This window comes from Lysobacter helvus (assembly GCF_018406645.1).
GTDB lineage: Bacteria > Pseudomonadota > Gammaproteobacteria > Xanthomonadales > Xanthomonadaceae > Noviluteimonas > Noviluteimonas caseinilytica.
Genome location: NZ_AP024546.1, coordinates 1,705,878 through 1,718,300, shown reverse-complemented (window position 1 = coordinate 1,718,300; position 12,423 = coordinate 1,705,878). Strand labels below are relative to the sequence as shown.

The window sequence follows — 12,423 nt, the reverse complement described above, 5'->3', positions numbered from 1 at the left end:
CCAGCGCGCGGATGCGCACGTGCCCGCTGTCGATCAGTTCGCCGCCGAGCTCGATCACCTGTCCCGGCCCGAAATGATCGCGCAGGCTGAACATGCGTCCGCCGACGCGCGACTGCGCTTCGTACACGCGCACCGGCACGCCCGCCTGGCGCAGGCGCCACGCCGCGGTGAGCCCCGCGATGCCCGCGCCCACGATCACGACGGGCGAACCCGAATCGCGCGCGAGCTGCGTCGCGGGGGCGCAGGCCGTCAACGCGAGCCCCGCCGCCGCGCCCTGCAACAAGCGGCGTCGTGCGGGATCCACGCGCATGGCGCGGCCGCGATCGTAGAACGCGTCGAAGGGTGCATCGCTGCGGGCCGTGGCGCGCGCGATGCGGGCGGCGCGCTGCAGCAGCGTGAACAACGGGGTGCGTCCCATGCGGATCCTTCGCGTGCGCGGCGTCGATGCCCAAGGCAACGCAAGACGCGCCCCGCGCGGGACAGTTCACCAGCGGTGCACGCAGCCCAGCACCCAGCCGCCGCGATCGTAGGGATCCCACGGCGGGTAGTACGGATACTCGGTTTCCCCGCGCGTGCCCTGCCAGGACAGCGAGACATCGCACACGCGCGTGGCCAGCGACACACCGGCGCGCACGTCGAAACGCGTGCCTGCGCCACCGGTCTCCACGTCGTGCGCCGCGCCCGCGTGCAGCAGCAACTGCCAGCGTTCGGCGAACGGCACGCCGCCATCGACTTCGACGTACACGCCCGGTGCATCGCCGAAGTAGTCCTGCGCGTAGTGCGCGCGGATCGTCACGCGGCGGAACGCCACGCCCACGTGCACTTCCGGATAGTCGTACGCCGACGCCGAATCGAAATGCGACCAGCGGATGCCGACATCCCAGCTGCGCCCGTGCCCGTCACGCTTCGCGAAGCCTGCATACGGGATCCACAACGCGCCGCTGGACTGGTATGCCGGGCGCACGGTGGACGCGAACAGGCCTGCGTAGAAGCCGCCGTTCGCGTTCCACTCGATGTCGCCCTGCACCGCCGGCCTGTCGTCGCTGAGCGAGTACCCGCGATAGCGATAGTCCGACACCACGCCGACGCTGCCCGACACCTGCGCCCAGGCAGGCGCGACGAACACGAACAGGCACGCGCAGATCCCCAGCGCAGCGCAGCGCGCGCCAACCGGGCGTGGAGTTGCAGTGGTGCCATGTCGCACCGCGCGCTCTCAGTGGCGCGACGACTCCTCCGCGATCGCACGGGACCCGCAACCGCAGGCGCAGGCGCGTTGCGCGCGCGCGACGGCGGCACAGGCGTCGACCGGGTGGGGACGCGCCGGCCCGGAGCCTAGCGCAGCCGGCGGTGCGACCGCGTCACGCAGGAAGGCGCTGCCGGCGCGGGGCGCACGCTGGCGCAGCAGCGCCACCAGGCCGCTGACCTGGGCCGCGGCGAACGATGCGCCGTCGACGAGGCCCCAGCCGCCGTCCGCCGTCGTCGTCGGCAGCGCGGTGGCCGGGGCCACGACGGCGGCGAAGGCGACCTCCTGTCGCGCATCGCCAGCGACCGCCAGCACATCCCGATGGGAAGCAGGAAACCCGCCGTCGGCCGCGCGCGCATCCACCGCCGCGACCACGTTGGCGCCGTTGCGCAGCGCCACGTCGATCAGGCGCGCGAGCAACACGTCGGGCGGCCCCGACAGGCTGAGGTTGAGGACGCGCACGCGCTGCTCGATCGAGAACTGCAACGCCTTGGCGAGCGTGAAGCTGCTGCAGTGCGCCACGCCCCGCGGTCCGTCTTCGCGACAGGCGCGCAACGCATACAGGCGCGCGCCGGGTGCCACGCCTGCGATGCCGAGGCGATTGTCGGCGCGGGCGGCGATGAGGCCGGCGACTTCGGTGCCGTGCGCTTCCGCGATGGTGTTCGTGGGCTTGTCGTTGATGAAATCCCGGGACACGACGACCTGGCCCTTCAGATCGGGATGCGTCGAAGCGACGCCCGTATCGATCACGGCAACCGACACGCCCTTGCCCGTCGTGAACGCATGCAGTTCCTGCAGGCGCCATTGGGCGATCACCGGTTGCGCGGGCGAGAGTGGATCACCGGGCGCCTTCGCACCCAGCACTTCGAAGCGTTGCATCGCCTGCACCGATTCCACCCGCGGGTCCTGCGCGAGTGCCGCGACGGCCGCGGCCACGGACGCGGCATCCGGCGCTTCGAGCACGAAGCAATCCAGACCGAGCGCCGGCATCGGCCAGTCGGTACGCATCGTGAGGCCATGCGCGGTGGCGAGGCGTTGCGCGATGCGGGCGCGCGCGGCGTGGCCCGGCGCGTTCCGGTAATCGCCTGCGTACGCGGTGTCCGGACGATCGTGGACGGCGGGCGCGCGCAGCATCACGAGGAGTTGCCGCGCTTCCACGTCGGGTGGACCCGCACGCGCGACGCTGCACAGCGCGAACGCGAGACCGAGCAGCAAGGCGGCAAGCGCGCGCATCACTCGCGTGTCTCCGCCGGCGCCAGCAGCTCGGCGATTTCCACGCCGGGCGAAGCACGCAACGCATCACGCACGCTCTGCGACTGGCCGGGGTCGGTCGCGATGAGGAAAGCGCCGGCTTCGTTCGGGCCGTCGACGATGCGGCCGTGCACCTGCGCCAGCAATGCGCGCAACTGCGCTTCCGTCAGGCGCGAATCGAAGACGACCAGCACGCGGTCGGCCTTGTTCGCCGCCACCGTGGGCGCGGACAGCGTGCGATAGGCGAACGGCGCGTCCGGCGCGGTTTCCCGCCGGAACGCGAACACGCCCAGCAGGACTAGCATCGCCGCCTGCGCGCCCAACGCGATGCGCGTCCACGGCAAGGTCCCGCGCCAGGCCGTGCGCAGGCGCGGCCAGCGAGCGCGCAAGACCGGCGCGCGTTGCGTGGCATGCAGGCGACCGCGCAGGCGCTGCCAGTCGCGATCGACATCGGGGGCCTCGACGTGCGCCGGACCGTCGTCGATCAGCGTGCGCATCGCCTCCACGTCCTGCCGGCATGCGGCGCATTCGGCGAGGTGCGCTTGCACGCGCAGGTGTTCGTCCTGCGACAACGTGCCGTTGGCGTACCACGGCAGCAGCAAGGCGATGGCGCGATGCCCGCGCCCTTCGAAGGAGAGCACGCGACCGTTCACAGTGCCTCCGCCCCGGCATCGCCGAGCAAGGTCTTCATGCGGCGGCGCGCGTAGAACATGCGCGTCTTCACCGTGGCCACGGGGCACCCGACGATCTCGGCGATCTCCTTGCAGCCATGCCCGTGGAAGTAGGTCAGCTCGATCACCGCGCGATGTTCCGGCGTGAGTTGCGCGATCGTCGCGTCCAGGCGCGCGCGCAACTGGTGGCGTTGCATCGTGCCGTCGGGTTCGGTGTCGCTCGGCGCGCGTGGTTCGTCGCGCGGATCGGGCAGCGGCATGTCGCTGCGCCGCACGGCCTTCATCGCCTGGCGGTACGCGATCGCGAACAGCCACGTCGACACCTGCGAACTCGCGTCGAACGTGTGCGCCTTGCGCCATGCGACCAGCATCGTGTCGTCGAGCACTTCGTCCACCAGCGCGTGCTGGCGCAGCACGCCGCGCAGGAAGCGGCGCAGGCGCGGCGCGTAGGCGCGATAGAGCGCTTCGAACGCGTGCATGTCCTCCATCGCCACGAGGCCGAGCAGGTCGACATCGTCCATCGCGATGCGGTGGGTTTCGCCTTCGGGCACGGGACGCGGCATGGGCAGACCTCCGGGATGCGCAGTGCATGCCTGCGCGCGGGTCGGTCGGTTCAATCGACGGCGGCGATTGCAGGCCCCGGCGCGTTGCGCGGGCGTGAGGGTGTCGTTGGGTTGAACCAAGCGGCGCCGCGACGGGATGCATGCGCGCGGCGAAACACGGGCCACGCCCCGGCGCCGCAGCCATTCCCAATCCCCCACTTCCGCAGGAGTCCTGCCATGTCCCTGCTCTTCCGACATCGCCGGCGCGCCGCATGCGCCGTCGGCCTCGCCCTGGTGCTTGCAGCGGCCGCGCCTTCCGCGCTGGCCGTGGATGGTTACTACAAGGTCCGCAACCTCGTGTCCGACGGCACCATCCCCGCCGCGCACGTCGATCCCAACCTGGTGAACGGGTGGGGGGTTGCGTTCAATCCGTTCGGCTTCGTGTGGGTGTCCGCCGCCGACGGGATGGTGTCCACGCTGTACGACGGCGACGGGGTCGTGCAGTCGCTCGTCGTCGCGATTCCTTCGCCCACGATGACGACCGGCGGCAATCCCACCGGCATCGTGTTCAACGGTTCGAATGCGTTCGTGGTGACGCAGGGGGCATTGAGCGGGCCCGCGCGCTTCCTGTTCGCCACCGAACAGGGCGTGATCGCCGCCTGGTCGCCCGCGGTGGATGTCACGCATGCGATCCGCATGATCAACCACTCGGCCGACGGCACGAACTACAAGGGCCTGGCGTTGAGCGGCGACGGCCTGACGCAGTTGATCTACGCCACCGACTTCTTCCACGCGCGCGTGGATGTGTTCGACAGCAACTTCAAACCGGTGACGCTGGCCACCGGCGCGTTCAAGGATCCGGGCATCCCGAAGGGCTATGCGCCGTTCGGCATCCAGGCGATCAACGGCGACATCTACGTCACCTATGCCAAGCAGGACGCGACGATGTCCGACGAAGTGCGCTGCGCCGGGTGCGGCTTCGTGAGCGTGTTCAAGCCGAACGGGAAGTTCGCGCGACGCATCGCCACGCGCGGTGCGCTCAATGCGCCGTGGGGCCTCGCGCTCGCGCCGGCGGCGTTCGGGACGTTCCACAACGCGCTGCTCGTCGGGAATTTCGGCGACGGGAAGATCAATGCGTACGGGGCGTCGTCGGGCACGTTGCTGGGCAACCTGCGGCATCGCGACGGTTCGTCGATCTACGTCGACGGGTTGTGGGGCATGCAGTTCGGCAACGGGCTGAGCGACCAGCCGGTGGATACGTTGTTCTTTGCGTCGGGGCCGAACGACGAGGAGCACGGGTTGTATGGGCGCATCGACTTTACGCATGCGCCTTGAGTGAGGTTACGGCGATCGGAGCGTCCCCTCCCCTGCCCTCCCCGCGGGGCGGGGAGGGGGACAACGAGAAAGGCCCGCTTGCGCGGGCCTTTCTGCGTTACCTGGACTGCCTGGATCTGGATGCGCTTTGCGCTCTTAGAAATCCATGCCGCCCATGCCGCCCATGCCGCCGCCCGGCATCGCCGGTTCGTCCTTCTTCGGCAGCTCGGCGACCATCGCTTCGGTCGTGATCATCAGGCCGGCGATCGACGCGGCGTTCTGCAGCGCGGTGCGCGTGACCTTGGTCGGGTCCAGGATGCCCATCGCGACCATGTCGCCGTACTCGCCGGTCTGCGCGTTGTAACCGAAGTTACCCGAGCCTTCCTTGACCTTGTTGAGCACGACCGACGGCTCTTCGCCGGCGTTGGTGACGATCTCGCGCAGCGGCGATTCCATCGCGCGCAGGGCGATCTGGATGCCGTGGTTCTGGTCTTCGTTGGCACCGGTGATCTTGCCGACCGAAGCCAGCGCACGGATCAGCGCAACGCCGCCGCCCGGGACCACGCCTTCTTCCACCGCCGCGCGCGTGGCGTGCAGGGCGTCTTCGACGCGGGCCTTCTTTTCCTTCATTTCGATTTCGGTCGAGGCACCGACCTTGATCACCGCAACGCCGCCGGCCAGCTTGGCGACGCGCTCCTGCAGCTTCTCGCGGTCGTAGTCCGAAGAGGTCTCTTCGATCTGCGCCTTGATCTGCTTGATGCGGCTTTCGATGGCGGAGGTCTCGCCGGCGCCGTCGATGATCGTGGTGTTTTCCTTGGTGACCTGGATCTTCTTCGCGCGGCCGAGGTCCTTGATGGTCGCCTTCTCGAGCGAGAGGCCGACTTCTTCGGAGATCACGGTGCCGCCGGTCAGGGTGGCCATGTCTTCCAGCATCGCCTTGCGACGGTCGCCGAAGCCCGGCGCCTTGACGGCGCAGACCTTGACGATGCCGCGGATCGTGTTGACCACCAGGGTGGCCAGCGCTTCGCCTTCGACTTCCTCGGCGACGATCAGCAACGGCTTGCCGGCCTTGGCCACGCCTTCGAGGACGGGCAGCAGGTCGCGGACGTTCGAGATCTTCTTGTCGTGCAGCAGGATGAAGGGATCATCCAGCTCGGCCGACATCGACTGCTGGTTGTTGATGAAGTACGGCGAGAGGTAGCCGCGGTCGAACTGCATGCCTTCGACGACGTCGAGCTCGTTCTCCAGGCCCGAGCCTTCTTCAACCGTGATCACGCCTTCCTTGCCGACCTTCTTCATCGCGTCGGCGATGATGTTGCCGATCGACTCGTCGGAGTTGGCGGAGATCGTGCCGACCTGCGCGATCGCCTTGTCGTCGGCCGTGGGCTTGCTGATGTTCTTCAGCTCGGCGACGGCGGCCACGACGGCCTTGTCGATGCCGCGCTTGAGGTCCATGGGGTTCATGCCGGCGGCGACCGCCTTCATGCCTTCGCGGATCAGCGCCTGCGCGAGCACGGTGGCGGTGGTGGTGCCGTCACCGGCGTTGTCGGAGGTCTTGGACGCGACTTCCTTCACCATCTGCGCGCCCATGTTCTCGAACTTGTCGGCGAGCTCGATCTCCTTGGCGACGGACACGCCGTCCTTGGTGATCGTGGGGGCGCCGTAGCTCTTCTCGAGCACGACGTTGCGGCCCTTCGGGCCCAGGGTGGCCTTGACGGCATTGGCGAGCACGTTGACGCCGCGCACCATCTTGGCGCGCGCGTCCTCACCGAAACGAATTTCCTTGGCAGCCATTGCGGATTACCTCAGTAGAAGAATTCTTGTGATTGCTTGTTGTGCGGAAACGACGCTCAGCCGAGGACGGCGAGGATGTCGTCTTCCTTCACGACCAGGTACTCGGTGCCATCCAGCTTCACTTCCGTGCCGCTGTACTTGCCGAACAGGACCTTGTCGCCGGCCTTGACCTTCGGCGCGCGGACGGAGCCGTTGTCGAGGACCTTGCCGTCGCCGACGGCGACGACTTCGCCCTTGATCGGCTTTTCGGTGGCGGAGTCGGGGATGACGATGCCGCCGGCGGAGATTTTTTCTTCTTCCATGCGCTTGATGACAACGCGGTCGTAGAGCGGCTTGATGTTCATTGACAACCCTCGCAAGTCGTTGAGTCGATTGGGGAAAGGGCGCGAAGCTTAGCAGTCCGGGGACCCGACTGCCAAAACCGCGACACGAAAAGGCCCGGCGCGCCGGGACGGGGAGGGAGTTGGGGAAAGCCCCTGGTGCTTTCAAGAGGCAAAAAGAAAGGGCGCACACGATGCCGTGCGCGCCCCCGGAGTGACGGGTGCCGATCCGTGGCTGGCGTTCCTTCGCCGCTCCCCCGCTCCCAGTCCCTTGCTGCCGAAATTCCGTTCGACGAGGGCGCAGCTTGCGGACGCCGTCGCAGGTTGTGAAGACTGGTGGCAGGCAAAAAGCGCTGTCGGATGGTAGCCAGAGCCGCGCCCCGCCTCGCGCCCGCCCCGGTGGTGACCGTGCCCGCTACCAAAAGTAGACAGGATGCGGCCATTATCATTCACGGGGTGACTATTGTTGGCTTCTTCGCTATCCCCACGACTGTTCCCGGGTTTAACGTGCCGATAACGCCTTCACAGCCGCTGAAACTTCCTTCCACCGTTACATCGCACAGAGTTGTCGACCCACCCAATGACGTCCCAACAACGCATCCGCCTGGCTCGCCGCCATGCCGCCATGTCCCAGACGCAGCTTGCGCAGGCCGTGGGCGTGCAACGCAGCGCGGTGAGCCATTGGGAAGCGCCGCAAGGCAAGAACCCGAGCGTCAAGCACCTGCGCGAAATCGCGATGGTGACCGGCGTGCAGTTCGAATGGCTCGCCACCGGACGCGGGCAGATGGCGCCATCGCGGGACACGGTGCTGGATTCGGTGTCGGCGGTGGACGCGCTGCTGGTCGACGATTCGCTCGAGCAGCGATTACTCATGGCCTTCCGCGAAGCGCCAGTGCGCGCGCGCCTCGCCCTGGTCGAGCTGATGGAAGAACTGGCGAGCCAGCGCACCGGCCGCCCGCGTACGCGTTCGCTGATGACCAGCGACGCGTATTACGAAACGCTGGACTGACGACTGCGCAGACCGCTGCGTCCCGCGGGCCGCCGTGCCCGCGCGGTTACCCTATGCGGCCCCCATCCGTGGCCGCCCCGTGACCGCCCTGCTCTGCCTCAGCACCTGCCCCGATGCCGACACCGCGCAACGCATCGCCGATGCGCTGGTGGGCGAACGCCTGGCCGCCTGCGTCAACGTGTTGCCGGGGTTGCGTTCGACATATCGCTGGCAAGGCCGGGTCGAGCGCGCCGATGAAGTGCTGCTGCTGGTCAAGACCACGCGCGAACGATTGCCGGACCTGCAGGCCCGGCTAGTGGCGCTGCATCCCTACGAACTGCCCGAGCTGATCGCGGTCGAAGCCGCCGGCCTGCCGGCCTACCTCCAGTGGATCGCCGGGGAAGTGCAATGACGCAATACCTTCGAAACGCATTGCTCGCGTTGTGCGCCCTGGCGTTGTCGGGCGTGGCGCGCGATGCGCGGGCGATCGATGAAAAGGACCTGCTGCCCGTCGACCAGGCCTTCGCGCTGTCGGTGGACGCGCCCGCGCGCGACCGCATCGAGCTGACGTGGAAGATTGCGCCCGGCTATTACCTGTATCGCCAGCGCATCGGCGTGCAGGGCATCGATGGCGGAACGCTCGCGATGCCGAAGGGGCATCCGAAGCACGACGAGTTCTTCGGCGACGTGGAGATCTACCGCGATGCGCTGATCGCGACGTATGGCGGCACGATCGCGCCGGAGGCGCAAGGCGTCGAGCTGAAGGTGAAGTACCAGGGCTGCGCGGACGCGGGCATCTGCTATCCACCGCAGGTGCGCACGATCAAGGTCGCATTGCCTTCGGCGTCGGTCGAACCGTTGCTCGGCGCGCGCGCGCCGGCCTCCTCCGCGTTGTTCGGCGATGCGGGCGGCGCGCAGGTCGATGCCGCACCGCTTCCGCCCGAGCAGGCGTTCAAGGTGGAAGCGATCGCCGACGGCGGCAACGCGCTGCTGCTGCGCTTCACGCCGGCGCGCGGGTATTACCTCTATCGCGACAAGACCACGCTGAAGCTCGATGGCCAGGGCCTGTCGCTCGGCGCGCCGCGCTGGCCGCAGGGCACGCAGCATCGCGACGAACATTTCGGCGACGTGGTCGTGTACTTCGACCAGGTGGAAGTGCCGGTGGCCGTGCAGCGCACGCACGTGAATGCCGTGGACGGCACGTTGCGCGTGTCGTTCCAGGGCTGCCAGACCGGAGGCATCTGCTATCCGGTGATGACGCGTTCGATCCAGGTGTCGCTGCCCGCTGGCACCGTGTCGGGTGCGACCGCTGCAACGCCTGCCGACAACCTCGCCGCCGACCAGCGCCTCGCGCGCGACCTGGGCGGCAAGCAGCGCGCGTGGACGTTGCTGCTGTTCTTCGCCTACGGGCTCGGCCTCGCGTTCACGCCCTGCGTGTTGCCGATGGTGCCGATCCTGTCGGGCCTCATCGCCGGCCGCGGCGAACGCATCGGTGCGACGCGCGCGTTCTCGCTGTCGCTGGTGTACGTACTTGCGAGCGCGGTGGTGTTCACGATTGCCGGCGTGCTCGCGGGATTGCTCGGCGCGGCGGCCAACCTGCAGGCGTGGATGCAGAACGCGTGGGTGCTCGGCGCCTTCGCGGCCTTGTTCGTGATCCTGTCGTTGTCGATGTTCGGTTTGTACGAACTGCAATTGCCCGCGGGATTGCGCGCGCGCCTGGGCGCGGTGAGCGATCGCCAGCGCGGTGGCTCGTGGGTGGGGGTGGCGGCGATGGGCGCGTTGTCGGCGCTGATCGTCGGGCCGTGCGTCGCGCCGCCGTTGATGGGCGCAGTGCTCTACATCGCGCAGGCGCGCGATCCGGTGCTCGGTGGCGCGGCATTGTTCCTGCTGGCGCTGGGCATGGGCGCGCCGTTGATCGCGTTCGGCATGGCCGCGGGCCGCGGGATGCCGACGAGCGGGCCGTGGATGATCGCGGTGCAACGCGTGTTCGGTTTCGTGTTCCTCGGGCTTGCGATCTGGATGCTGTCGCGCGTGTTGCCGGGGGCGGCGACGCTCGCGTTGTGGGGATTGCTGGCGCTCGGGGCGGCGGCGTGGGTGTTTTCGCAGGGCACGACATCGCGTGCACGGCTGGCGGCGCGCTTCGCGGCGCTCGTGCTCGGCGTCGTCGGTGCGGCGGAATTGCTTGGTGCATTCGCCGGCGGACACGATCCGCTGCAACCCCTTGCCGGCGTCACGGGCGCGCGGTCGGAAGCGATCGCGTTCAAGCGCATCAAGTCGGTCGAGGACCTGGATCGCGAGATCGCCGCCGCGCGCAGCGCGAACAAGCCGGTGATGCTCGACTTCTATGCGGACTGGTGCGTGAGCTGCAAGGAGATGGAGAAGTACGTCTTCACCCGGCCGGACGTGCATGCCGCGCTGTCCGATTACGTGTTGCTGCAGGCCGACGTCACCGCCAACGACGCGACCGACCAGGCGCTGATGCAGCGCTTCGGGATCATCGGCCCGCCGATGTCGCTGTTCTTCAAGGACGGGCAGGAACGTCGCGGCCTGCGCCTGACGGGCTTCGAAGACGCGGCAAAGTTCGTGCAACGCGCGCATCGCGGAGCGGAGTGATGGGATCGGGCACGAAAGTGGTGCTGGTTGCGTTGGTGGCTGGTGCGCTCGGGGTCGTTGCGGCCCTGCTGACGACGGGCCCCGGCCCGCTGCTGCGGACCGAACTGGGCCAGCGCGTGCTGGGCGAAGCGATGGACGCCAGCGCGCCCCCGGTGCCGGCCGGCGTAGCGGTGGCGCGCCGCGGGGAGAAACTCCCGGCGATCACGTTGCCGGACCTGGCGGGCCAGCGCATCGAACTTCCCGAGAAGTACGCCGGCCGCCCCGTCCTCATCAACCTCTGGGCCAGCTGGTGCGGGCCCTGCGTCACCGAGATGCCCGCGCTGCAGGCCTTCGCCACCGAACAGGGTGCCAACGGCGTGCAAGTCGTCGGCATCGCTCTGGATGACGTCGAGGCCGTGCGCGCCTTCGTGGCGAAAACGGGCGTGGACTATCCAATCCTGATCGAAACCCCCGGCCCGGCCGATGCGGGCGTCCGCCTGGGCAATCCGAAGGGCGTGCTGCCCTATTCGATCCTGGTCTCCGCCGACGGGCGGCTGCTGAAACAACGCATCGGCCCGTTCGAACACGGGGAAATCGCAGGCTGGGCAAGGGATTAGAGGCGCAACTCCAACCTCTGCATAAGTCCCGAGAACTTCCGCGATCGTGATGTGATCGTCTGGACACCCCGGAGCGCTTGGGCCAGACTGCGCGTCCTTAGGTCCCCCGACGCGCGCGATGGCGAAGCTGCTGGTCCTGCATGGCCCGAACCTCAACCTGCTCGGTACGCGCGAGCCGGAGGTCTATGGCCGCACGACCCTCGCCGAGATCGACGCCGAACTCGGGCGCCGCGCCCGCGAGGCCGGCCACGACCTGACCTCCCTGCAATCCAACGCCGAAGCCGCGCTGATCGACCGCGTGCAGGCCGCGCGCACCGATGGCACCGACTTCCTCCTGGTGAACCCCGCGGGCTTCACCCACACCTCGGTCGCGCTGCGCGATGCGCTGGCCGCGGTCGCGTTGCCCTTCATCGAAGTGCACCTGTCCAACCCGCATGCGCGGGAACCGTTCCGCCGCACCAGTTATTTCAGCGACCTCGCCGTCGGCGTGGTCGCGGGCTTCGGCGCCGCGAGCTATTCGCTCGCGCTCGACGCCGCCCTCCAGCGCCTCGGCGCCTGATCCCACCCATTCCGTTCCCACCGCCTCCGTTGCCGGAGGCTCCGACCAGAGGCCCGCCATGGACCTGCGCAAAATCAAGAAGCTGATCGATCTGCTGGAAGAGTCGAACCTCGCCGAGATCGAAATCAAGGAAGGCGAGGAATCCGTTCGCCTGGCCCGCGTGCCGCGCGGCGCGATGCAGGTCCAGCAGATGGCCCCGATGCAGGTCGAACAACGCCCGTCGCCGGTCATGCCCATGGCGGGCCCGACCGACGCCGCCAGCGGCGGCCAGCCCAAGCCGATGTCCGACCTGCCGGAAGGCCACATCGTCCGCGCACCGATGGTCGGGACGTTCTATGCCTCGCCCTCGCCGGACAAGCCGGCGTTCGTCAGCGTCGGCCAGGCGGTGAAGGCCGGCGAGACGCTGGGCATCATCGAGGCGATGAAGATGTTCAATCCGATCGAAGCCGACGTGTCCGGCACCGTGCTCAAGGTGCTGTGCGAGAGCGGCCAGCCGATCGAATTCGACGAACCCTTGTTCGTGATCGGCTGA

At 68.4% G+C, this 12,423-nt stretch carries 14 protein-coding genes and 1 pseudogene; 8 read left to right on the top strand and 7 right to left on the bottom strand.

Translation table 11 applies throughout. From position 1 onward, the window contains the following. Window positions 1-28: 28 nt before the first annotated feature. Window positions 29-154 (bottom strand): annotated as a pseudogene (locus LYSHEL_RS16110) (FAD-dependent oxidoreductase); the annotation flags it as partial. Here LYSHEL_RS16110 and LYSHEL_RS16105 point away from each other — a divergent pair. Beyond that, window positions 93-329, top strand: a complete 237-nt coding sequence (locus tag LYSHEL_RS16105) for a hypothetical protein (RefSeq protein ID WP_341868559.1) — start codon at window positions 93-95, stop codon at window positions 327-329. The pseudogene LYSHEL_RS16110 and the gene LYSHEL_RS16105 overlap by 62 nt on opposite strands. A gap of 155 nt (window positions 330-484) precedes the next feature. On the opposite strand, the gene LYSHEL_RS08415 is transcribed toward LYSHEL_RS16105, so the two are convergent. The 4 genes from LYSHEL_RS08415 to LYSHEL_RS08400 form a co-directional block, all read right to left on the bottom strand. Continuing rightward, window positions 485-1,126: a TorF family putative porin gene (locus tag LYSHEL_RS08415; protein ID WP_213433455.1), complete on the bottom strand. Its 642-nt coding sequence runs from the start codon at window positions 1,124-1,126 to the stop codon at window positions 485-487. Between the two features lie 87 nt (window positions 1,127-1,213). Next, entirely contained in the window at window positions 1,214-2,476 is a 1,263-nt protein-coding gene (locus LYSHEL_RS08410) for a S8 family peptidase (RefSeq protein ID WP_213433453.1), read from the bottom strand. Beyond that, window positions 2,476-3,147: a zf-HC2 domain-containing protein gene (locus LYSHEL_RS08405; RefSeq protein ID WP_213433451.1), complete on the bottom strand. Its 672-nt coding sequence runs from the start codon at window positions 3,145-3,147 to the stop codon at window positions 2,476-2,478. Before LYSHEL_RS08405 ends, LYSHEL_RS08410 begins: the two co-directional genes overlap by 1 nt. After that, window positions 3,144-3,728, bottom strand: coding sequence for an RNA polymerase sigma factor (locus tag LYSHEL_RS08400; protein ID WP_213433449.1), 585 nt, complete (start codon window positions 3,726-3,728; stop codon window positions 3,144-3,146). Before LYSHEL_RS08400 ends, LYSHEL_RS08405 begins: the two co-directional genes overlap by 4 nt. 216 nt (window positions 3,729-3,944) lie before the next feature. On the opposite strand from LYSHEL_RS08400, the gene LYSHEL_RS08395 reads away from it, so the two are divergent. Continuing rightward, a complete protein-coding gene (locus tag LYSHEL_RS08395) occupies window positions 3,945-5,042 on the top strand; it encodes a TIGR03118 family protein (RefSeq protein ID WP_213433447.1) in 1,098 nt (365 codons plus the stop codon). Window positions 5,043-5,177: 135 nt separating this feature from the next. On the opposite strand, the gene groL is transcribed toward LYSHEL_RS08395, so the two are convergent. Further along, window positions 5,178-6,815: a chaperonin GroEL gene (gene groL / locus LYSHEL_RS08390; RefSeq protein WP_213433445.1), complete on the bottom strand. Its 1,638-nt coding sequence runs from the start codon at window positions 6,813-6,815 to the stop codon at window positions 5,178-5,180. 56 nt (window positions 6,816-6,871) lie between these two features. After that, window positions 6,872-7,159, bottom strand: a complete 288-nt coding sequence (gene groES / locus LYSHEL_RS08385) for a co-chaperone GroES (protein ID WP_213433443.1) — start codon at window positions 7,157-7,159, stop codon at window positions 6,872-6,874. A gap of 601 nt (window positions 7,160-7,760) precedes the next feature. Here groES and LYSHEL_RS08380 point away from each other — a divergent pair. From LYSHEL_RS08380 to accB, 6 genes are all read left to right on the top strand, one after another. Continuing rightward, on the top strand, window positions 7,761-8,144 hold the full coding sequence (locus LYSHEL_RS08380) for a helix-turn-helix transcriptional regulator (protein ID WP_244858483.1): 384 nt from the start codon (window positions 7,761-7,763) through the stop codon (window positions 8,142-8,144). 79 nt (window positions 8,145-8,223) lie between these two features. Next, complete coding sequence (gene cutA, locus LYSHEL_RS08375) at window positions 8,224-8,535, top strand: divalent-cation tolerance protein CutA (RefSeq protein WP_213433440.1); 312 nt, start codon at window positions 8,224-8,226, stop codon at window positions 8,533-8,535. Next, entirely contained in the window at window positions 8,532-10,736 is a 2,205-nt protein-coding gene (locus LYSHEL_RS08370; RefSeq protein ID WP_213433438.1) for a protein-disulfide reductase DsbD, read from the top strand. The genes cutA and LYSHEL_RS08370 overlap by 4 nt, the downstream gene beginning before the upstream one ends. Beyond that, complete coding sequence (locus LYSHEL_RS08365; protein WP_213433437.1) at window positions 10,736-11,332, top strand: TlpA family protein disulfide reductase; 597 nt, start codon at window positions 10,736-10,738, stop codon at window positions 11,330-11,332. Before LYSHEL_RS08370 ends, LYSHEL_RS08365 begins: the two co-directional genes overlap by 1 nt. Window positions 11,333-11,450: 118 nt before the next feature. Then, the gene (gene aroQ / locus LYSHEL_RS08360) at window positions 11,451-11,891 is read left to right on the top strand and encodes a type II 3-dehydroquinate dehydratase (protein WP_213433436.1); all 441 of its coding nucleotides are present in this window, start codon (window positions 11,451-11,453) and stop codon (window positions 11,889-11,891) included. 58 nt (window positions 11,892-11,949) lie between these two features. Further along, the gene (gene accB / locus LYSHEL_RS08355; RefSeq protein ID WP_213433434.1) at window positions 11,950-12,423 is read left to right on the top strand and encodes an acetyl-CoA carboxylase biotin carboxyl carrier protein; all 474 of its coding nucleotides are present in this window, start codon (window positions 11,950-11,952) and stop codon (window positions 12,421-12,423) included.